Genomic DNA, 20,222 nt, shown 5'->3' with positions numbered 1-20,222 from the left:
TGTTGAGTGTCCCGGTACCCAGACGCAGCACCGGAGAGGCCGAACACGTGGACGACAACCGAGGCGACCAGATTCGCGGCACGGCAGGCGGTACGGCTCCCGTGCCGCTCTCCGTGCTCGACCTGGTGACCGTGGGCCAGGGCCGCACGGCGACCCAGGCCCTGCGCACCGGCGTGGACATCGCCAGGCTCGCCGAGAGTCGCGGCTTCCACCGCTTCTGGGTGGCCGAGCACCACTCCATGCCCGGTGTGGCCTCCTCGTCCCCCGCCGTGATCCTCGCGCACCTGGCCGCCCACACCGAGCGCATCCGGCTCGGCTCCGGCGGGGTGATGCTGCCCAACCACGCCCCGCTGGTGATCGCCGAGCAGTTCGGGACCCTGGAGGCGATGGCCCCCGGCCGCGTGGACCTCGGCCTGGGCCGGGCGCCCGGCACCGACGGTGCCACCGCCGCCGCCCTGCGCCGCACGGACCGGCTCAACGAGGGGGCCGACGACTTCCCGCAGCAGCTGGCCGAGCTGACCCGCTTCCTGGACGACGACTTCCCGGACGGGCACCCCTACGCGCGTATCCACGCCGTGCCCGGACCCGTGCAGGCCACCTCGCCCGGCGGCGTCCAGTCGCCCGGACGGCCGCCCGTCTGGCTGCTGGGCTCCTCCGGCTTCAGCGCCCGGCTGGCCGGCGTCCTGGGCCTGCCCTTCGCCTTCGCCCACCACTTCTCGGCCCGGAACACCGTCCCGGCCCTGGACCTGTACCGGGAGTCGTTCAAGCCCTCCGCGGTCCTCGACGCCCCCTACGCCCTCATCGGGGTCGCGGCGCTGGCCGCCGACGACGAGCGCGAGGCCCGGCGCCAGGTGCTCACCGGCGCCCTGTCCATGGTCCGGCTGCGCACCGGGCGCCCCGGCCTCGTGCCGAGCCCCGAGGAGGCGGAGGCGTACGACTTCAGCCCCATGGAGCGCGAGTTCGTCGACGGCTGGCTGAAGGACATCGTCCACGGCACCGCCGACGAGGTCCGCACGGGCCTGGACGACCTGGCCAAGCGCACCGGCGCGGACGAGCTGATGATCACGGCTAACGCGCACGGCGGCGAGGCCCGGCTGCGCTCCTACGAGCTCATCGCCGACGCCTACGGCCTGCCCCGGACGGGCTGACCCGGTCAGCCCTCCGGTGCCCTGGTGCCGATCAGCTCGGCGATCCGCTCCGGGGCCACCGCACGTGAGTACAGCCACCCCTGACCGGTGTCGCAGCCGATCCGGCGCAGCCGCTCCGCCTGGCCCGAGGTCTCCACGCACTCCGCGGTGACCGTCAGGCCCAGGCGGTGCGCCAGCTGCACCATGGCCTCGACGATCGTCTCGTCGGCCGGGCGGGGGTGGGTGCCGCCCTCGTAGCGGAAACCCCGGACGAAGGAACCGTCCAGCTTCAGCACGGACACGGGCAGCCGGCTCAGGTAGGCGAGGTTGGAGTAGCCCGTGCCGAAGTCGTCGATCGCGATGCGGATCCCCATGTCGCTGAGCGCCTGGAGCACCCGCAGCGGGCGGCCCGACGAGCCCATGACCGCGGACTCGGTCAGCTCCAGTTGCAGCAGCCCCGGTTCCAGCCCGGTCTCGGCGATGATCTCCGCGACGTCGGCGACCAGGTCCGAGTCCCGGAGCTGCCGCACGGCGACGTTGACGCTGATGAACAACGCCGGGTCCTCCGGGTGTTCGAGCTGCCAGCGGCGCGCCTGGACACAGGCCGTGCGCAGGACCCAGCGGCCGAGCTGGACGATGGTGCCGTCCTCCTCGGCGATCGGCACGAACCGGCTCGGCGGCAGCAGCCCGAACCGCGGGTGGTTCCAGCGGACGAGGGCCTCCACGCCCCGCACGACCTCGTCCGCCATGCCGACCAGTGGCTGGTACTCCAGCGTGAACTCCCCGCGCTCGACGGCCGGGCGGAGCGTCGAGGAGAGCGCCTGCCGGGTCGTCCGGTGGGCGTTGCGCTCGGGGTCGAACAGGGTCCAGCGGGCCCGGCCGTCGGCCTTGGCCCAGTACAGCGTGGTGTCCGCGGCCTGCATCAGGGCGGTCGCCGAGGTGCCGGCGGACGGCCGCTCCACCACCCCGATCGACGCCGACACCGACAGCCGGTGCCCGGACACCTCGAAGGGCTGCTGGAGCGCGGCCAGGACCGAGCGGGCGAGGGCGGTGAGCTGGTGCGTCCCCGAGGAGTCCGGTACGAGGATCGCGAACTCGTCACCCCCGAGCCGCGCCACCAGACGGTCGCCGGTGCGGCCGCCCTCGGCCTCGGCGCAGTCGGTCAGACGACCGGCGACGGCGGCCAGCAGCCGGTCGCCGATGTGGTGCCCCAGGGTGTCGTTGACCGCCTGGAAGCCGTCGATGTCCAGGTAGCAGAGGCCGATCCGGCCGGCCGGGGACGCCGGCCCGTCCTGGGGCCGGCGGGTCTCCGGCGCCTCCCCGTCCGCCGCTCCCTCCAGGGCGCCCGCCAGCCGCTCGAAGAACAGCGTGCGGTTGGGCAGCCGGGTCACGGGGTCGTGCATCCGCAGGTGGCGCAGCCGCTCCCGCAGCTCCCGCCGGTCGCTGACGTCGGCGACGGACAGCAGGACGCGCTCGGTCCCGGCGCCGGAGCCGCCCATCGGTACGACGGTGACCTCCGCCCACAGTGTGCGTCCGTCGGCGTGCTTGAGCCGTCTCGTGCATCTCAGCCGGGCGCGGGTGCCGCGCAGCACCTCGTCGTACGCGCGCCAGGTGGGGCCGTCCGAGGAGAGGCCGACGAGATCCGCGGCCGGCTGCCCGGCCAGCGACGCCGGGTCGGTGCCCAGCAGTCCGCCCAGCGCCTCGTTCGGCATCACGATCCGGCCGCGCAGGTCGACGACGGCCATCGGGAGGGCGGCCGCCGCGAACGCCGCACGGTAGTCCCGCAGCTCCGAGAGGCCGGGCTTCTGATGATCACGTTGCGTGACGTCCGCCGGTCCCGTGCCGGGTCCCGTGCGCGCCCGGGCCATCGGCCCCTCGTCGGTTCCGCTCACCGCTCGCTCCCGCTGTGCAGATTGTCGTGAACAGGTGTGGCCGGGCAGGCGCGTGGAGTGGGGCGCCGTGCCAGGGGCGGCAACCACGCAGGAAAGCGAGGTGAAGCATAGAGGGTCGGGCGTCGGCCCTTCCAGCGTGTCCACCGTTTCGCGACCGGGATTCGCGCACGGCCCGGGCCTGCCCGAAGGCCGTCCCGAGTGTGCGGTGTTCCCGATTCTTTGGTCGCAGATGATCAGTTTTGAGTCGATGTGGTTCTTTCGGATTTCTGTGTGAGCGAATGTGACTGTCCGTATCTCTGATCGGCTCTGTCCGGGTGAGTCATCCGGTCTCCGCTGACCCGTGTGGGGCAGCACAACAGGGCGTGCGCCGCCGAATCTGCCCAGGGTGAGGAGAAGCCCCGCACTCGCCACCCGGAGGTAGATGTGCCGCGTCAGCACGGACCCGGGGGACCGGAGCGGGCGAGACTGCGCAGAGCTGCGGCCGTCCTCACCTCCCTCGTCGCGCTCGCCGCCACGGGGCTGGTCGCCGGACCCGCCGTGGCGGTCTCGCGCGACGGCGGCCCGTGCGCACTGCCCCGGACCGGGGCGCACCACTCCCTCGGCCTCGACACCTGGAACGGCGCCTACCCGCGCCCCGCACGCGCGCTCGACGCGGTGATGATCTTCCTCTCGTTCCCCGACTCCGACCCCGTCGTCCCGCCGCGGGCCCTGGCCGCCGACTACTTCCCCTCCACCACCCGCTTCTTCCAGCGCGCGTCGTACGGGAAGTTCACCCTGCGCGCCCACCCGCAGCCGCGGTGGACCGCGATGCCGCACCCCTCCACCTGGTACGGCATACAGCGCGACTGGGGCTCCGAGCACCGCAGCGCCTACCTCCGCGACGCGATCAGGGCCGCCGACGCGCAGACCGACTTCTCCGCGTACGACGTCGTCTACCTCGTCGCCGACCCCGACGCCCCCGGCGTCGACTCCGACGCCACCAAGGTCGTCAACTTCGACCGGCCGGTGCGTGCGGACGGCACGGACATCAGGCGGGTGGTCACCGTCTTCGAGGAGCACCCGCCGGACCGGAACGTCCTCGCGCACGAGACCGGGCACGTCTTCGACCTCGCGGACCTCTACCACCGGCCGGAGGACGGGAAGGGCGACTGGGACACCTACGTCGGCGACTGGGACGTGATGGGCAGCCAGTTCGGACTGGCCCCCGACCTGTTCGGCTGGCACAAGTGGAAGCTCGGCTGGCTGGCGGGGGACGAGGTCGTCTGCGTCCAGGGCGCGGCCGACCTCACCCTGCAGCCGATGGCCGAGGTGCCCCGCCCCGGCGAGTCCGTCGGGACCCGGCTCGCGGTCGTCAGGACCGGCACGGACAGCGCCGTGGCCATCGAGGCCCGCAGCGCCACCGGCAACGACCGCACGACCTGCACCGAGGGGGTGCTCGTCTACCGCATCCGCAACGCGACCCCGTCCGGCGGCGGCCCGGTCGAGGTGCTGGACACCCACCCCGGGTCGGACGCCTGCTGGGACCGGTCGGTCTACCCGCCGCTCGCCGACGCCCCGCTCCGGGAGGGTGAGCGCTACACCGTGCCGGGCGAGCGCATCCGCATCGACGTCGCCGACCGGACCCGCTCGGGCGCCTGGACCGTACGCGTCACCACCGGCGCCTGACCTGCGGAGACACGCCCACGCAAGAGGCCCCCTCGCTTCCGCGAGGGGGCCTCTCCTGTCTGTGCGCCGTCAGGGACTCGAACCCCGGACCCGCTGATTAAGAGTCAGCTGCTCTAACCAACTGAGCTAACGGCGCCTGGTGACGTCGTAGACATTAGCACCCGCATCGGCGGGAGGAAAAATCGAATTCCCGGTGGTCGACGGGGTCGCCGACCTGCTCACCCGCACACAGGCCCACAGCAGCACGTCCGGCCCCGGCAGCCAGGGGTTCCGGGTGTCCGGGGCGACCACCCAGCGGGGTCCGCCGGCGTCCGTGCCGCCGGTCAGGGGCGGGACGGTGACCGCGTCCCCGGTGCCATGACAGAGCACCGGGGGCAGCGCGCCCTGGTGCCCTGCGAAGTCGTCGGCGGAACCGGTGCCCCACTCCTCCCACGCCAGCAGGGACGGCAGGCGCTGCGCCGTGCCCGGGGAGGCGAACAGCAGCATCCGGCCCCGGTGGGTGGCGACCGGGCCCGATCCGGGGCCGGCCGCCCAGAGGTGCTCCAGCATGCGCCTCCCGAACAGCGCCGGGACGCTCACGACGTCGAACGAGGAGCCGCACGGCAGCACGCCCGGGGCACAGGGGCGGGCCTCCCACTGGGCGAGCGTGCCGCGCGGGTACGGGGCGGCGCCCGCCAGCCATGCCGCTCCCGACGCCGTGACCTGGGCGGCCCGGTCGTCGGCCCGGGTCTCGGCCCGGTCGCGCAGCAGGGTGAAGAGGTCGACACCGCCGTGCGCGGCGGGGGCGGTGCCGGTCCGCAGGGTCGTTTCGTCGTTCAGCCAGGCGCTCATGGCGTCATGTCTACCGGCTGTGACGCTGCTGTTCCGCAGAGTTCGCGAAAGCCGGACAGGACGCACGTCGACGGAGTATCTTGTCCGGCGGCATATGCCAGGGGTGTACCCGTAGTGACGGACGCACGGTCGTGCGACGTACGGGACGGGTGAGGCGCTGCGGGGTCCCGCGGGCGGCGGATGCGGGAGCGCCGCGGTGGCGGCCGGTGCGGAGATCCCGCGGGCGCCCGCTGCCGAGGCGCCGCGGGTGCCCTGGGCGCGGGCCCGCTCGTGACCGGCGCCCCGGATCCCGGCCCGTGACCGGAGCCCCGCGGCACCTCGTCCCCGTGGCCGGCGCCCTGCGGCACCGCTCGTCCCCGTGTCACCGCCCCTGACGGATCCGTCGGCGCGCTCCGGACGGCAGCCGGGCCTCCGGTCCGGGCGCGGGGCGCCGGTCAGGGAGCGGGGGCGTCGATCAGGGAGCGGCCGAACTCGATCATCTTCTTCGTGTAGTCCTCGGTCCACTCCGCACGCTCGGCTATCTCCGCGGCCGTCAGCCGGTCGAAGCGGCGCGGATCGGCGAGCTGGGCGGCGGCCAGGGCCTGGAACTCCACGGCCCGGTCGGTCGCCGCCCGGAACGCGAGCGTCAGCTCCGTCGCGCGGGCCAACAGCTCCTTCGGGTCCTCCATCGACTCCAGGTCGAAGAAGTGCTCCGGATCGGCCGCCGCCTCCGACGGCTCGAAGAGCAGCGGTGCCGGACGCAGCCTCTGCCGCTCGTTCCGCTCGGGTTGTGCCATGGGGTCGTTCCCTCCTCGTACGGCCGGACGGCCACCTTCCATTGTCCAGCCCGGCGCAAGAGCGCTGCCCAGGATCAGGGCGACCAATGCACGCGATGCTCGGCGAGATGGGCCAGGACCGCGTGATTCGCCTCCCAGCCGTCAGGGAACTTCACCGTCACGCCCAACTGCACCGGCTCCGTCGACGGGTGCTCGTCCAGCAGATCGGCCACCCCGGCCCGGCACACCACGACGCACGCGTGCCGGTGCCGCGAGGCCAGCACGCACAGACGGCCCGTCTCCAGGTGGAACGCCGTGGCGTCGGGACGGCCCGACAGCGGGTGCAGGACCACCGTCACGTCGAACTCGCGGCCCTGGAGCCGGTTCGCCGTGTCCACCGCCACACCGCTCACCCCCAGCTCCGCGAGCGCGGCCCGCACCGCGGCGGCCTGGTCGCGGTGGGCCGTGCCGACCGCGACCCGCTCCGCCGTCACCGGGACCGGACCGGGAGCGCGCTCGCTCGTCGCCGCGCCGCCCCGGTCCAGCAGCCTGCGGACGACCATGGCCACGGCCCGCACCGCCTCCGGGTCCGTGCGCGGGGTGTGGCGGGCGGGCAGCTCCAGCAGCCCCCAGCCGGACTCCGCCGCCTCGTCCAGCACCCGGTCCGGACCCGAACCGTCCGAGGGCACACCGAACGACAGCCTCCGGTCACCGTGGCCGGTGCCGCTGCGGAAGGGGGTGTACGGGTAGAACGCGTGCGACACCAGCGGCGCCGCCGACGCGGGCAGCCGCCACGACACCGGCAGTCGGTGCTGCGGCAGCTCCGGATTGTGCGCCAGCAGCGTCGAGACGGCACTCGCCGACGGGTCGTACGTGAGGCCCGCCCACTGGTCGGCGCCCACGATCGAGAACGGGTCCAGCTGGCCCGGGTCCCCGACGAACAGCGCCCGCTCGAACAGCCCGGCCACGGCCAGCAGGGCGTCCGACCGCATCTGGTAGGCCTCGTCGACGATCGCGTGGCCCCACGGCTCGACGTTCTTCACGTGCGCCCACTTGGCGGCCGTGGAGATCACGATGTCCAGACCCGCGAGATCCGCCGCCTTCGCCGATGTCCGGACGTGGTCCAGGCCGTCCAGGACCTTGTCGTAGGGGTCGGAGTCGCTGCTGTGCAGCCGGCCGACCGGCAGCTCGGGGGCCTTCTCCGCCAGCCGCACCACCAGGTCGTCCACCTGCGCGTTGGTCTGCGCGACCACCATCAGCGGACGGCCCGCCGCGGCCAGCTCCAGCGCGGCCCGCACCACCAGCGTCGACTTGCCCGCGCCCGGCGGCGAGTCCACCACGATGCCGCGCGCCGTCCCGTGCAGGGTGTCGCCGAGGATCGCGTCGGTCGCCCGGGCCGCCGCGGCCCCCGGGTCCGGAACGGCTGTCACAGGAGGTCCTCCGGGGTCACGGGGTCGGGCTGCTCGGCCGGTCCGGTCCCGCCGGCGCCCGGCGGGCCGCCGTGGGTCCACGGAGTGTCGTCCCGGTCGGGCAGTTTCGGACCGCCGCGCTGGTCGTGCTCGAACAGCGTCCAGGCGATACGGTCGCCGGGCTCGGGCACCGATCCTGGCGCGGGATCCTTGCCCCGGCCCATCTTGTCCATGATCCGCAGGACCAGGACGACCGGCCCCTCGCTCCCGGGCGCCACCGCGTCGGTGAGGGCTCCGGCGTCTGCGGCCTCCCCGCCGTCCCCGCCGTCCGCGCCGTTCACGGAGTACGCCACGAACTCCGCCGTCTGCGACCGGCCCGGACCGGCGTCCAGCGAGCGGTACACCTTGGTCCGCTCCCCGAGGTGCGGGCGCTCCTCGGTCCGCACCGTCACCAGGGGGCGCGGCGAGGGCCGCTTCGACTCGCTGTACGCCATCTCCACCGCCGTCACCTCCCCGACGAACGCCTCGCCCGCCAGCCTGCGCCCCGCCAGCACCAGCGGATCGTCCAGTGCCTCCTGGGCGTCCAGCTGCGCCTGGGCCGCCTCCCGCGAGGCCAGCTTCTGCGCCGCCGTCACCGCGTCGTCCCGGCGCGGCTGCGGCGGCTCGCCCGCCCGCAACCGGTCCCGGTGCCCGGTGAACGACCAGCGGTCCCGGGTCCACCGGTCCTGCGCCCTGGTCCCCTCCGGCAGCTCCCGCAGCAGGTCGAGCCCCCGCCACACCGCGTCCCAGGTGGGCAGCAGCACCCCCGCGAGCAGCGACCCGATCTCCCGCTCGGCGTCGCCCAGCGCGCCGAGCCGGGTGTCGGCGTCGAGACCGTCCTCCGCCGCGGCCAGCGCCGAGCGCGCCCGGTCGTACCGCTCGATCGCGGGCGCCAGCAGCCTGTTGTCGAACGCGGGGTCCGTGGCCGGACCCGCCGGCGGGCAGACGAGCCCGCCCGCACCGTCCCGCTCCAGCTCCGCCCGGAGCGCCGCCTCGGCACCCGAGCTGCCGGCCGGCGGGTCGATCCACGCGAGGAGCGCGCCCAGGTGCTGGTCCTCCAGACTGCTCTGCCCGGTCGCCCAGTGGCGGTTCAGCAGATCCGTCGCGGCGAGCAGCAGCGAGGAACCCGGCACCCGGGCCCGCTCGGCGTAGTGCGTCAGCCAGCGGCCGAGCAGCGGCACCCGGGCGGGAGCGGGGAACGGGGTGTCCGGGTCGTCCTCGGCGGTCCGCCGGAAGCGCATCGAACGCCCGAGCAGGCGCACGAAGTCGATACCGGCCCTGCTGGGCACGATCAGCTGGGCCGCGTCCGCGCACAGCTCCACCTCGACCTTGACCTTCTTGCCGGTCCCGGGGTCGACCTCGTTGCGCTCGGCCGGCTCGACGGCGTCGGCGTACGACTCGATGTGCGGCAGCACGGCTTCGGCCAGCTCGGCGAGGAAGGCGAACCGAAGATCGCGGTCGCGCGGCTGCGGCACCGTCAGGAGCCGCGGAGCCGCCCGGTCCGTGCCCACGAGCGCGCCGAGCGGGGCGCCCGCCTCACCCGCGGTCGTCAGCGGGACCAGCACGAGGGGCCGACCGGTCAGATGCCGGTGCCGGACCGTGGCCAGCGGCTGGGCGCGGCCGCTGTCGACCGCCTCCAGCCGGGCGAGGGTGCTGATCAGCGACACGGGACACCGCCGCTCACCGCGGCCAGCGCCTCGGCACGCAGCGCGGCGGCCCGGCGCAGCGCGGCCACCGTCGGATCGGCCGGGTCGCCCTCCTTGCCTGCCGCCGCGGCCAGGACCCCGGCCACCGTCGTCAGGCCCCCGAGCTCGCCCCGCACACTGCGGCCCAGCGACTCCACCGCGCCCTCCGCACGGGCCCGGCCCCGGCAGTGGAAGGCCAGCTCGCACGCGGCCAGGCACTCGGGGGCGTAGGCGGCGGGGACCGCCTCGACGGCGGAGCCGAGCTCCTCGGGGGAGCGGTCCGGGTCGAAGGTCGTGCCCTCGGGCAGGGCCGCCGCGATGTCCTCGACCCGGGCCAGCCGGGTCAGCTGGCGGGCGGTCACGGCACGCTGCTTGCGTACGTCCACGACGGAGGCGGTCGGCAGGTTGGAGAAGTCCTTCGGGCAGACGAGCAGGACCCGGTGGTCGACCTCGGCGCCCTCGGTCACCGCGGCGACCCGCTCCAGCGCCAGGACGTAGACGGCGGACTGGCGGGCGGCGGCGCCGACCTTCGCGGCATCGGCGGAACCGTCGATCATGGGGAAGGACTTGATCTCGACGACGGTCCAGGTGCCGTCGGGGTGCACCACCACGGCGTCCGGCTCCAGGTAGGCGGGTGAGCCCGCGACCTCCAGGGCCAGCATGGGGTGGTCGAGCAGCGCCCAGCCGCCCGCGGCGGTGGCCTCGCGCAGCGCCAGCGCCGTGCGCGCGGCGCGGCCCTCGGGACCGGCCGCCGTCAGATCGGGCACCGCGGCCCGCGCGGGGGCCTCGGCGCCGCCGCCGAGCCGCTCGACCAGCAGGCGCAGCAGCTCCGTACCGCCGTCGGCCTTGACCTTCGCCTCGAAGACGTTGCCCCGGATCAGCGCGAACTGGCTCTGGCCGAACCCGGAGGGGGAGCCGAGCGCGGTGGCCAGCCCGGCCTTGTCGACACCCGCGCCGTCGAGCAGGGCGCGCCGCCTGCACCCCGGGTTGGCGGCGAGCGCCGCCAGTGCGCGGGCGTCGAGCGGATGCGGTGCGACGGACGGGCCGCGCAGCTCAGCGAGCCGCTGCCGGAGTGTCGTCGCCGGCTTCCGCGACGGAGCGGGCGCGCGTGTCGCTGGAATCTGCGGAGGCGGTCCGCTGGCCGGGTATTCGCTCACCCGCGGAAGTCTTGCACCCGTCACCGACAATCGGGGACCGCACGGGGGCGACGGGCGCCGGCGCCGGGGCGGACGCGGTCCGCACCCGGTCCTTGACGCGGTCCGCGAGCCGCATGAACGGCCTGGTCAGCAGGGCGCCCACGGTCATCACCGCGGTGCCGGCCACGGCGTCGAGGAAATAGTGGTTCGCGGTCCCCATCACGACGAGGACGGTCATCAGCGGATAGGCGACGCCCGCCGCGCGGACGAGCGGATGCCGGCCGTGGCGCCACATCAGGACGCCGCACCACACCGCCCAGCCGACGTGCAGGCTCGGCATCGCCGCGTACTGGTTGGTCATCCCGCTGAGGCCGCGGGGTGCGCTGGCGCCCGCGCCCCACCAGCCGTAGGAGCTGTACTGGGCCATCGTGTCGACGAAGCCGTGGTGGGCGTCGAGCAGCCGGGGCGGACAGGTCGGCATCAGCGTGAAGCCGGCCAGCCCGAGGAGCGTGGAGGTCATCAGCCAGGTGCGGGCCGCCCGGTAGGCGGCGCTGCGGCGCCGGAAGATCCAGACCAGGACGGCCGGGGTGACCAGGTAGTGCAGGGAGGCGTACGCGAAGTCGGCGGGTATGCCGAGCGACGGGTGGGCGGTCAGCAGCCGGTTGAGGGGGTGCTCCGCGTTGAGGTGCAGCGCCTTCTCCAGGCGGAGTATCGCGAGGCCGTTGTCGACGGCCGCCGGTATGTTCTCGTGGACCAGCAGCCGCCCCATCGAGTAGAGGCCGTAGACCACCGCGATCAGCGGAAGCTCCGTCCACCAGCGTGGGCGGTGGCCGGAGGACGGTGTCGCGGCGATGGCGTGCGGCATCCGGCAGCTCTCCCCATGTTCATTCGGTCGACGGCGGGCGTTCAACCGTACGGTGGTCGTATGCCTCGTTCTCCGCCGGGGCATTCCCCCGCGGACGCCCCGGGTGGTGCGCACGGAGGGACGCCGGAGAAGCCCCGCGGGTTGCGCGGGGGACGGGTGCGGGATGATGGAGACCGGGCCAGGGCCCGGGCGGGTACCCCGGCCGGTGCGTCCGCCGTCCCGTCGCCGTCCCGGACACCGCCGTCCCGGACCCACCGGATCCCGGGGCCTCCGTCTCCTCGGATTCCCGGATCCCCGTCATTCTCCAGGGAGAGCCGTCATGGCACCGCGAATCCTGCTCGCCCGGCACGGCCGGACCCAGTGGTCGGTCCAGGGCAATCACACCGGCAGGACCGACATCCCCCTGCTCGACGCCGGCCGCGAGGGCGCCGCGCTGCTCGGCGAGCGGCTGCACCGGGAGCCCTGGGGCGGCCTGCCCGGCGTCGAGGTGCGGACCAGTCCGCTGGTCCGGGCCTCGGAGACCTGCGCGCTCGCCGGTTTCGGCGAGCGGGCGCAGCCGTGGGACGCGCTGATGGAGTTCGACTACGGCGACTACGAGGGCCTCACCCCCGCCCAGATCAAGGCGGACCGGCCGGACTGGCTCATCTGGCGCGACGGCGTCCCCGGCGGCGAGACCCTCGCCGAGCTCTCCGCCCGTGCGGACGAGGTCGTCGCGTGGGCCCGGTCCGCCGACCGGGACGTGCTGGTCTTCGCGCACGGGCACATCCTGCGCGCGCTGGGGGCACGGTGGCTGGGCGAGGACGTGTCCTTCGCGGCGCGGATCCGCCTGGAACCCACGTCCCTCTCGGTGCTGGGCTGGGCCTACGGCCTCCCGGCGCTGGAACGCTGGAACGACACCGGCCACCTGGACCGCTGACCCGGGGCCGGCCCGCCCCGGGGCGCTGCCCCCCGGCCCGGCGGGCCGGTCTCAGACGTCGGCCGGCAGTTCCTCGTAGCGGGCCAGGAGCGCCGTCACCTCCGGGCCGCCCCGCGGCCGGAGCACCCGTACGGCACCCGCCAGCATCCCGCGGATCCGTGCGGACCTGACCCGGTCCAGCAGGTCCAGCACCTGGTGCCCCGCCGCCGCGGCCTCGTCGGCCGTGCCCGCCCGCGCCAGGTCACCGGCGAGCTGGGCCCGGTACAGCGCGAGGTTCCGGGTGAAGTGCGGGTCCTGCAGCCGGGTCGCGCGCAGCGCGTGCCTGGCCGCGCGCGGCCACTCGCCCAGCGCCGACCAGCACTGGGCCTCCAGCAGTTCCAGCTCGGCCTCCCGGAAGAAGGACATCCACTCCGGGTCGGCGTCGCACGACCCGCGGTCGAAGGCCGCCCGGGCGCGCCCGATCGCCTGTTCGCATCCCGTGCGGTCCCCGAGCCAGGCCCGCGCCCCCGCCTCGCGCAGGGACAGCAGCGCCAGCAGCCGGGACGAGCCGAGTGGCCGGGCCGCCCGCTGCCCGGCCTCCGCGGCCCGGACCGCCTCGCGGGCCCGCCCGGTGTCGCGGGCCAGGAACGAGGCGTTGCAGAACGCGTGCGCCTCCAGCGCGGCGTCCCCGGCCAGCCGCGCCGTCGCCAGCGCCTCCGCGTAGTGCGACCGCGCGTCGTCGAAGCGCCCCGAGTCGTGGGCCAGCCACCCCACGGAGATCGACAGCTCACCGGCGCCCGCGTGCAGCCGGTCCGCCGTGCTGCCCCGTGTCGCCGCCCCGGAGTCGAGCAGGGCGTAGGCGGCCCGCAGGGGCTGCGAGGCCTGCCGGTAGAGGCCGTCCGCGCCGTGCCGGTCGTCCAGCAGCCGGATCCGGCGCACCGCCTGCTCCACGGCGCCGACCTCGGCCTCGCCGACCCGGCGCCGGGCGGGTACGGCCGGCGGGCCGGCGGCGGCGGAACGGCCGCCCAGGCCCAGGGACGCGGCCACCGTGACGGTGCCGCCGGTCATGAACACGCGACGCAGCACGTCGCTCTCCTCGTGGGTGTCGCCGTCGAGCGTGGGGGCCGGGGCCGGTGCGGGCGCGGATGCCGTCCTGGCGCTCCGGCCGCGCACGCTCTCGCGGTCCGAGAAACCCAGGTCCGCGAGGCTCGCCCCGGGAAACATGTGCAGGAAGACCCGTTCGTAGGCGTAGTTGGGACAGCGGATCTCGCCGGACTCCACGCGCCCGACGTACCGGGCGTCGCACGCGACCTGCTCACCGATCTCGCGGGCGGCCCGGCGGACCGCGGCAGCGAACTCACCGGCGGAGCGCCGGCCGCGCAGCCGACGGAACGCGAGGTTGGGAACGGCCGGTGTCGACACCATGGCGGGGCCCTCTCTGGTGCGGCCGGGCTCGTGCTTCCGGTGTCCCGACGGAGCAAGAAGGTACCTGCCGTGACGATGTGCACACCCAGCGTTTCCCGGCAAAGGGGGCATCTCGCCTCCGATCCGCCATGAAATGCCACCCTTGCGGCGGCGTGCCGCCGTAGCCCTTGACGCCGTCGGCGCGTTGGTCCATACGGAGACGGGGCGTGGCCCCGACCCGGCGAGACGAGAGGAGGGGTTCCCTTGCCCCAGGTACCTCACAGGGGACCGGAGACCGCGCCGTGCGACCTGGTGACCGTCCCCGCGCGGCAGGGCCTGGAGGCCGTGGACATCCTGCGCAGGCGGGCCGAGAGCGAGCCCGTCGGCCCGGTCCTGCACGACGGGGCCTGCGTCGTCCTCGGCTTCCTGGTGCCGCCCGGAACGGCGGAGGCGTGGGACGTCCCCGGCAGCGCCTGCACCCGGACGGACGGCCGCGGGCTGCGCATCCCCGCCGAGCCGCCCGCCGTCGGAGGCGGCTGGCTCCTGCCGCCCGCGGCGGAGACCCCCGTCACCGACCCGGCCGTGCTGCGGGCCGCCCTCGACCAGGCGGCCCGGCTCATCGAGGCGGCCGACAACTGCCGCTGAGGCCATAATGGCCGGGTGGGCGGAGGTCCCGCCGCAGCCGGCCGCACCGTGCGACCGGCCCGAGAGACGAGCGGGGACGAGCGCGCGTGGCACGTCGAGGAGCGACCCGGGGAGCGGGCGACCGCAGGCGTTCCGAGCGCCGGCCGGAGCCCGTCACGGCGACGGTGGACGGCGGCACCGCCGAGCTGGTCCCCGACCGCGAACGCCCGCGCGCCTGGACCCTGCTGCTGGACGGCGCCCCGCAGTCGCACGTGGACCTGGACGACCCCGCGCACCTGTCGTTCGAGTACCAGCGCCGGCTCGGCCACGTCATCGACCTCGCCGCTCCGCCCGGCCGGCCGGTCCAGGCGGTCCACCTCGGCGGCGGCGCCTTCACGCTCGCCCGGTACATCGCCGCGAGCCGCCCCCGCTCCACCCAGCAGATCGTGGAGATCGACGGGCCGCTCGTCCAACTGGTCCGGCGGGAACTGCCCCTGGACCCGCAGGCCCGGATACGGGTCCGCTCGGCGGACGCCCGCGAGGGACTCGGCAGGATCCAGGACGGCTGGGCGGACCTCGTCATCGCCGACGTCTTCAGCGGCGCCCGCACTCCCGCGCACCTCACCTCCGCCGAGTTCCTCACGGAGGTGCGCCGGGTGCTGAGGCCCGGCGGGCAGTACGCCGCCAACCTCGCCGACGGCCCGCCGCTGACCCACCTGCGCGGCCAGGTCGCCACGGCCGCCTCGCTCTTCCCCGAACTGGCCCTGGCCGCCGATCCGACCGTCTGGCGCGGGCGCCGCTTCGGCAACGCGGTCCTGGTCGCCTCCGACCTGCCGATCGCGGTCGCCGAACTGACCCGGCGGGTCGCGAGCGACCCGCACCCCGGGCGCGTCGAACAGGGCCGCGCGCTGGCCGACTTCACCGGCGGGGCCGCCGTCGTCACCGACGCGGCGGCCAAGGCCTCGCCGGCCCCGCCGCCCGACGCCTTCTCCTGAGGCCCCGACGCCTTCTCCTGAGGTCCCGCCACCGGGTGCCTTCTCCTGAAGTCCCGCCGCCCGGTGCCTTCTTCTGATCCGGCGTCCGGCCTCTTCCGCTGAGGCCCCCGCCGCGGGCCGCCCGGGCCGCCCGTTCCGTCAGGTCCGGGCCGGACGTTTCGGTCCGGGTCGCCGGGTCGCCGGGTCGCCGGGTCGCCGGGTCGCCGGGTCGCCGGGTCGCCGGGGCCGTCCGTTCCGTCAGGTCCGGGTCGCCAGGTCGCGAGGTCGCCGGGCTACGGGTCCACGGTCTCCACCACCGGCGGATGGCCGTTCCAGGTGCAGAAGACGGAGACCGTCGCGCCGGCCCCGTCGCTGAAGTCCACCCGGATCCACTCCGGATTCGTCCACACCTGCATCGACCACCCCGGCTCCGGGGTCGCCGAGACCAGCTTCGCCGAGTCGTCCGCCAACTCCAGGACGACCCTGCCGCCGCGCGTCGGGTAGCTCTTCACCTCGCCCGTGTCCGCCGGGGGCGACGAGGACGGCGCCGGAACCGGGCTCCGCTCCGGCGCGCGGGAGGACGGCTGCCGGGAGGGCTCGGGCGACGGCGTGGGGGCGGCGCGGGAGGCCGTCGCGCTCGGTGAGGCGGAGGGCAGCGAGCGCTGCGTCGAGGACGACACCGGCTCCTCCGTGCCCTGCCCGCCCCCGGTCCCCACCGTGATCGGAACCGCGCGGGGAGGGTCGTACACGGTGCCCGACATGACCGTGTGCACGCCCCACCAGGACAGGGTGGCCGCCCCACCCGTGGCGAGCGACCACGCGATCACGTGTACGAGTCCTCGTTGCATCGGGCACATCCTGCACCACCCGCACCGGCCCTGTCCTGGAGGGGACCCCGTTCCTCCGGATGGGTTACGGTGCGGCGCATGCCTAGTGTGCTCGTGGTCGAGGACGACCAGTTCGTGCGTTCCGCCCTCATCCGCCACCTGACCGAGGCCTCGCACACGGTGCGCAGTGTCGGCACCGCCCTCGAAGCGCTGCGCGAGGTCGCGCACTTCCGCTTCGACGTCGTCGTCCTCGACCTCGGGCTGCCCGACCTCGACGGCGCCGAGGCGCTGAAGATGCTGCGCTCCATCACCGACGTACCCGTGATCATCGCGACCGCGCGGGACGACGAGGCCGAGATCGTCCGGCTCCTCAACGACGGGGCGGACGACTACCTCACCAAGCCGTTCTCGGTGGAGCACCTCTCCGCCCGCATGGCGGCCGTCCTGCGCCGCACCCGGGGAGCCGGCGCCCAGGCGCCCCCGCCGCGCGTCCTCCAGGTCGGCGGACTCTCCATCGACCCGCTGCGCCGCAGGGCCGAACTGGACGGCACCGTACTGGACCTGACCCGCCGCGAGTTCGACCTGCTGGCCTTCCTCGCGGGCCGCCCCGGGGTCGTCGTCCCCCGCCGCGAACTGCTCGCCGAGGTCTGGAAGCAGTCCTACGGGGACGACCAGACCATCGACGTCCACCTCTCCTGGCTCCGCCGCAAGCTGGGCGAGACCGCCGCACGGCCGCGCTATCTGCACACCCTGCGCGGGGTCGGCGTGAAGCTCCAGCCACCGGCCGCGGACCCCACCGCATGAGATGGGCCCTGGTCAAGGTCTGCCTGGCCGTCACCGCCATGGTCGTGATCGCCTTCGCGGTCCCGCTCGGGCTCGTCATCAAGGAGATGGCCCGCGACCGCGCCTTCTCCGACGCCGAGCGGCAGGCCGCCACCATCGGCCCCACCCTCACCATCACCACCGACCGCGAGGAACTGACCCGCGCCGTCCTGTCCACCGAACCCGGCGGCCGCGGCCGCCTCGCGGTGCACGTGCCCGCGGCCGGCACCGGCGGCCCCCGGCTGGAGATCGGCACCCGGCGCGCCACCCAGGACGACCTGGAGACCGTACGGACGTCCGGGCGCGCCTCCATCGCCGACGTCCCCGGCGGCTCCGTGCTGCTCCAGCCCACCGCGCTGGGCTCCCGGGGCACCGCGGTCGTGGAGGTCTTCGTGGCCGAGGAGGACGTCTCCCACGGGGTCGGCACCGCCTGGCTGGTGCTCGCCGGGGTCGGCGTCGCGCTGATCGTCGGCTCGGTGGCCGTGGCCGACCGGCTCGGCGTACGCATGGTGGGACCGGCCCGGCAGCTCGCGGGCGCCGCGCAGAACCTGGGGGAGGGGCGCCTGGGCACCCGGGTCCCCGAGGAGGGTCCCACCGAACTCCGCTCCGCGGCCGTCGCCTTCAACTCGATGGCCGACCAGGTGGTCCAGCTCCTGGCCAACGAGCGCGAGCTGGCCGCCGACCTCTCGCACCGGCTCCGCACCCCGCTGACGGTGCTCCGCCTCAACGCGGCCTCGCTGGGCGAGGGCCCGGCGGCGGAGCAGACCAGGGCGGCCGTCCAGCAGCTGGAGCACGAGGTCGACACCATCATCCGCACGGCGCGGGAGCAGCGCCCGCAGACCCAGGGCGGGCAGACGGGCGCCGGGTGCGACGCGTCCGAGGTCATCCGGGAGCGCATGGGGTTCTGGTCCGCACTCGCCGAGGACGAGGGCCGCACCGTACGGCTGGCGGGCGTGGACCGCACGGTGCGGATCCCGGTGGCGCGGGCCGAACTGGCCGCCGCCCTCGACGCGTTGCTCGGCAACGTGTTCCGGCACACGCCGGAAGGCACCGCCTTCGCCGTCGACGTGCACCACAGCGGTGACGCGGTGCTCGTGCTCGTCTCGGACGCCGGCCCCGGCATCCCCGATCCGGCGTCCGCCCTCGCCCGGGGTGCCAGCGGGCGGGGCGGGGCGCGCGGCGGGGTGGGATCGACCGGGCTGGGACTCGACATCGTCCGCAGGATCGCCGAGTCCACCGGTGGTGACCTGCGGATCGGGCGCTCGGTGCTCGGCGGCACCGAGGTGCGCATCTGGATCGGGCTGGACGGCGGTCCGGCCGAACGGCCGCGCCGGGGGCACCGGGTCGGGCGCCGCGGCGGCGCACGGGGGCCGTGGGCGGGCCGGACGCGCACCCCCGGACCCCGTGGCGCCCGGGGAGCCGGAGCGGAGCGCCGGACCGACGGCTGACGCCGCGTCACCCCGGCCGCGACCGGCTCCCGCGTCCCGGTCTTAACCCGTACCGATGTCCTCCTTAAGCGAACCCTAAGAACTCCGGCCAGGTTCGCATGCGTGCCTTTTGCCCGGTTCGCGGCGGCTAGCGTTCAGGCGCAATCACCCCCCGGCAGCACCACGAAGGCAGGCACGCGATGGGCACCAGCACGCACCGCCGTACGGCGAGCACCCGCACGAAGGCCGTCGGCGCCCTCGTCGCCGCAGCGGTCGTGGGCGGCACGGTCTTCGCCCTCACCGGCACCGCCCAGGCGGCGGCCGTCGGCGCCGCCTACACCAGGGCCAGCGGCTGGACCGGCGGCTACACCGGGCAGTACGTCGTCTCGAACGACACCGGCAGCACGCAGTCCGGGTGGACGCTCGAATTCGACCTGCCGGCCGGCACGAGGATCGACTCCCTCTGGAACGGCGAGCACACCGTCGACGGCACCCATGTGACCGTGAAGCCCGAGAGCTGGAACAAGGACATCGCCCCCGGCGGGTCCGTGACGGTCGGCTTCGTCGCCTCCTCCGAGGAGAAGGCCGCCGATCCGCGCGGCTGCCTCATCAACGAGGCCGCGTGCTCCGCGGACGGTGGCACCGCGCCCGAACCGAGCGGACGCCCGACCGGGACCCCGACGTCCGCGCCCACGGCGGCGCCCACGGACGCGGCGACGCCGACGGAGAGCGCGACGCCCTCGGAGAGCGCGACGTCCGAGCCGACCGCGGCGCCCGGCGGTCCGGCGGGATTCGCCCCGTACGTCGACACGTCCCTCCACCCCGCCTACGACCTGCTGGACACCGCGTCGAAGACCGGCGTCAAGGAGTTCAACCTGGCGTTCATCACCTCGGGCGGGAGCTGCACCCCGCTGTGGGGCGGGGTCACGGGGCTGGGCGACGACCAGGTGGCCGCACAGATCGACGCGCTGCGCGCCGAGGGCGGCGACGTGCGGGTCAGCTTCGGCGGGGCGGCGGGCGCCGAACTGGCCCTGCACTGCTCCTCCGCGTCCGAGCTCGCCACGGCCTACGGCAAGGTCATCGACGCCTACGGACTGACCAAGGTCGACTTCGACATCGAGGGCGGGGCGCTGCCCGACGCCGCCGCCAACACCCGCCGCTCGCAGGCCGTCGCGCAGCTCCAGGAGGCCCACCCCGGACTCGACGTGTCCTTCACGCTGCCGGTCATGCCCGAGGGCCTGACCCAGCCCGGCGTGGACCTGATCGTGGACGCGAAGGAGAACGGCGTGCGCGTCGACGCGGTCAACATCATGGCGATGGACTACGGCGCCTCCTACAGCGGCGACATGGGCGACTACGCCACCCAGGCGGCCACCGCCACCCAGGCCCAGATCAAGGGTGTGCTGGGGCTGTCGGACGCGGAGGCCTGGCAGGCGGTCGCGGTCACCCCGATGATCGGCGTGAACGACGTCGCCACCGAGATCTTCACGGTCGAGGACGCCGAGCAGCTGGTGGACTTCGCCCAGGAGAAGGGCATCGGCAGGCTGGCGATGTGGTCCGGCACCCGGGACGTGCAGTGCGCGGGTGGTGCGCAGCCGACCGCGGACGCCACCTGCAGCTCGATCGTCCAGGAACCGCTGGCCTTCACCAAGGCGTTCGGCGCCTTCGGCTAGTCCGCTCACCCCCGTACTTCCGAGGCCGCGGATCCTTCGCACCCGCGGCCCCGGATCCCTCGTACCATCCCCTCCGCGCGCGCCCCGGCCGGCCCCCACATCCCCCCCACCCGGCCGGGCGCGCCCCCCGGGGCCGCCGGGCGGGGCCCCCCGGGAGGGCGGGCGCGGGGCC

Annotated in this window: 17 protein-coding genes and 1 tRNA gene; 8 read left to right on the top strand and 10 right to left on the bottom strand. The window is 75.0% G+C overall.

The genetic code is table 11. The features are described 5' to 3' along the window. Positions 1–47: 47 nt before the first annotated feature. Positions 48–1,148 (top strand): LLM class flavin-dependent oxidoreductase, encoded by a 1,101-nt coding sequence (locus ABZ172_RS21710; RefSeq protein WP_356885410.1) that lies wholly within the window; start codon positions 48–50, stop codon positions 1,146–1,148. A 5-nt stretch (positions 1,149–1,153) separates the two neighbouring features. Here the strand turns inward: ABZ172_RS21710 and ABZ172_RS21705 are convergent, their stop codons facing one another. Continuing rightward, positions 1,154–3,019 carry an EAL domain-containing protein gene (locus ABZ172_RS21705; protein WP_356885408.1) on the bottom strand — a complete coding sequence of 622 codons (1,866 nt, stop codon included), beginning with the start codon at positions 3,017–3,019 and terminating at the stop codon, positions 1,154–1,156. Between the two features lie 423 nt (positions 3,020–3,442). Here ABZ172_RS21705 and ABZ172_RS21700 point away from each other — a divergent pair, with 423 nt between their 5' ends. Continuing rightward, entirely contained in the window at positions 3,443–4,684 is a 1,242-nt protein-coding gene (locus ABZ172_RS21700; RefSeq protein WP_356885406.1) for a M6 family metalloprotease domain-containing protein, read from the top strand. Positions 4,685–4,746: 62 nt separating this feature from the next. On the opposite strand, the gene ABZ172_RS21695 is transcribed toward ABZ172_RS21700, so the two are convergent. The 7 genes from ABZ172_RS21695 to ABZ172_RS21665 form a co-directional block, all read right to left on the bottom strand. Further along, positions 4,747–4,820: transfer RNA gene (locus ABZ172_RS21695), tRNA-Lys, on the bottom strand. Then, complete coding sequence (locus tag ABZ172_RS21690; protein ID WP_356885404.1) at positions 4,811–5,515, bottom strand: hypothetical protein; 705 nt, start codon at positions 5,513–5,515, stop codon at positions 4,811–4,813. The genes ABZ172_RS21695 and ABZ172_RS21690 overlap by 10 nt, the downstream gene beginning before the upstream one ends. A 434-nt stretch (positions 5,516–5,949) precedes the next feature. Next, a complete protein-coding gene (locus tag ABZ172_RS21685; protein WP_356885402.1) occupies positions 5,950–6,291 on the bottom strand; it encodes a hypothetical protein in 342 nt (113 codons plus the stop codon). A 74-nt stretch (positions 6,292–6,365) separates the two neighbouring features. Further along, a complete protein-coding gene (locus tag ABZ172_RS21680) occupies positions 6,366–7,700 on the bottom strand; it encodes an AAA domain-containing protein (protein ID WP_356885400.1) in 1,335 nt (444 codons plus the stop codon). After that, positions 7,697–9,385 carry a hypothetical protein gene (locus ABZ172_RS21675; protein ID WP_356885398.1) on the bottom strand — a complete coding sequence of 563 codons (1,689 nt, stop codon included), beginning with the start codon at positions 9,383–9,385 and terminating at the stop codon, positions 7,697–7,699. The genes ABZ172_RS21680 and ABZ172_RS21675 overlap by 4 nt, the downstream gene beginning before the upstream one ends. Beyond that, positions 9,376–10,560: a hypothetical protein gene (locus tag ABZ172_RS21670; RefSeq protein WP_356885396.1), complete on the bottom strand. Its 1,185-nt coding sequence runs from the start codon at positions 10,558–10,560 to the stop codon at positions 9,376–9,378. The genes ABZ172_RS21675 and ABZ172_RS21670 overlap by 10 nt, the downstream gene beginning before the upstream one ends. Further along, on the bottom strand, positions 10,457–11,404 hold the full coding sequence (locus tag ABZ172_RS21665) for a phosphatase PAP2 family protein (protein ID WP_356885394.1): 948 nt from the start codon (positions 11,402–11,404) through the stop codon (positions 10,457–10,459). The genes ABZ172_RS21670 and ABZ172_RS21665 overlap by 104 nt, the downstream gene beginning before the upstream one ends. A gap of 319 nt (positions 11,405–11,723) precedes the next feature. Here ABZ172_RS21665 and ABZ172_RS21660 point away from each other — a divergent pair, with 319 nt between their 5' ends. Continuing rightward, positions 11,724–12,320, top strand: coding sequence for a histidine phosphatase family protein (locus ABZ172_RS21660; RefSeq protein WP_356885392.1), 597 nt, complete (start codon positions 11,724–11,726; stop codon positions 12,318–12,320). 51 nt (positions 12,321–12,371) lie between these two features. Here the strand turns inward: ABZ172_RS21660 and ABZ172_RS21655 are convergent, their stop codons facing one another. Next, a complete protein-coding gene (locus tag ABZ172_RS21655) occupies positions 12,372–13,724 on the bottom strand; it encodes a tetratricopeptide repeat protein (protein WP_356885390.1) in 1,353 nt (450 codons plus the stop codon). A 243-nt stretch (positions 13,725–13,967) separates the two neighbouring features. On the opposite strand from ABZ172_RS21655, the gene ABZ172_RS21650 reads away from it, so the two are divergent. Continuing rightward, positions 13,968–14,348 (top strand): hypothetical protein, encoded by a 381-nt coding sequence (locus ABZ172_RS21650; RefSeq protein ID WP_356885388.1) that lies wholly within the window; start codon positions 13,968–13,970, stop codon positions 14,346–14,348. 86 nt (positions 14,349–14,434) lie between these two features. Continuing rightward, the gene (locus ABZ172_RS21645; protein WP_356885386.1) at positions 14,435–15,322 is read left to right on the top strand and encodes a fused MFS/spermidine synthase; all 888 of its coding nucleotides are present in this window, start codon (positions 14,435–14,437) and stop codon (positions 15,320–15,322) included. 272 nt (positions 15,323–15,594) lie between these two features. Here ABZ172_RS21645 and ABZ172_RS21640 read toward each other — a convergent pair whose 3' ends face one another. Continuing rightward, on the bottom strand, positions 15,595–16,149 hold the full coding sequence (locus tag ABZ172_RS21640; RefSeq protein WP_356885384.1) for a hypothetical protein: 555 nt from the start codon (positions 16,147–16,149) through the stop codon (positions 15,595–15,597). Positions 16,150–16,227: 78 nt separating this feature from the next. On the opposite strand from ABZ172_RS21640, the gene ABZ172_RS21635 reads away from it, so the two are divergent. From ABZ172_RS21635 to ABZ172_RS21625, 3 genes are all read left to right on the top strand, one after another. Then, a complete protein-coding gene (locus tag ABZ172_RS21635) occupies positions 16,228–16,932 on the top strand; it encodes a response regulator transcription factor (RefSeq protein ID WP_356885382.1) in 705 nt (234 codons plus the stop codon). Continuing rightward, positions 16,929–18,398 carry a HAMP domain-containing sensor histidine kinase gene (locus ABZ172_RS21630; protein ID WP_356885380.1) on the top strand — a complete coding sequence of 490 codons (1,470 nt, stop codon included), beginning with the start codon at positions 16,929–16,931 and terminating at the stop codon, positions 18,396–18,398. Before ABZ172_RS21635 ends, ABZ172_RS21630 begins: the two co-directional genes overlap by 4 nt. Before the next feature lie 179 nt (positions 18,399–18,577). Further along, positions 18,578–20,050 (top strand): cellulose binding domain-containing protein, encoded by a 1,473-nt coding sequence (locus ABZ172_RS21625; protein ID WP_356885378.1) that lies wholly within the window; start codon positions 18,578–18,580, stop codon positions 20,048–20,050. Positions 20,051–20,222 lie beyond the last annotated feature (172 nt).

Source organism: Streptomyces sp. NPDC006296 (assembly GCF_040613235.1).
Lineage (GTDB): Bacteria > Actinomycetota > Actinomycetes > Streptomycetales > Streptomycetaceae > Streptomyces.
The sequence above is the reverse complement of the archived record's forward strand: the minus strand, read 5'-3'. Positions and strand labels throughout refer to the sequence as shown.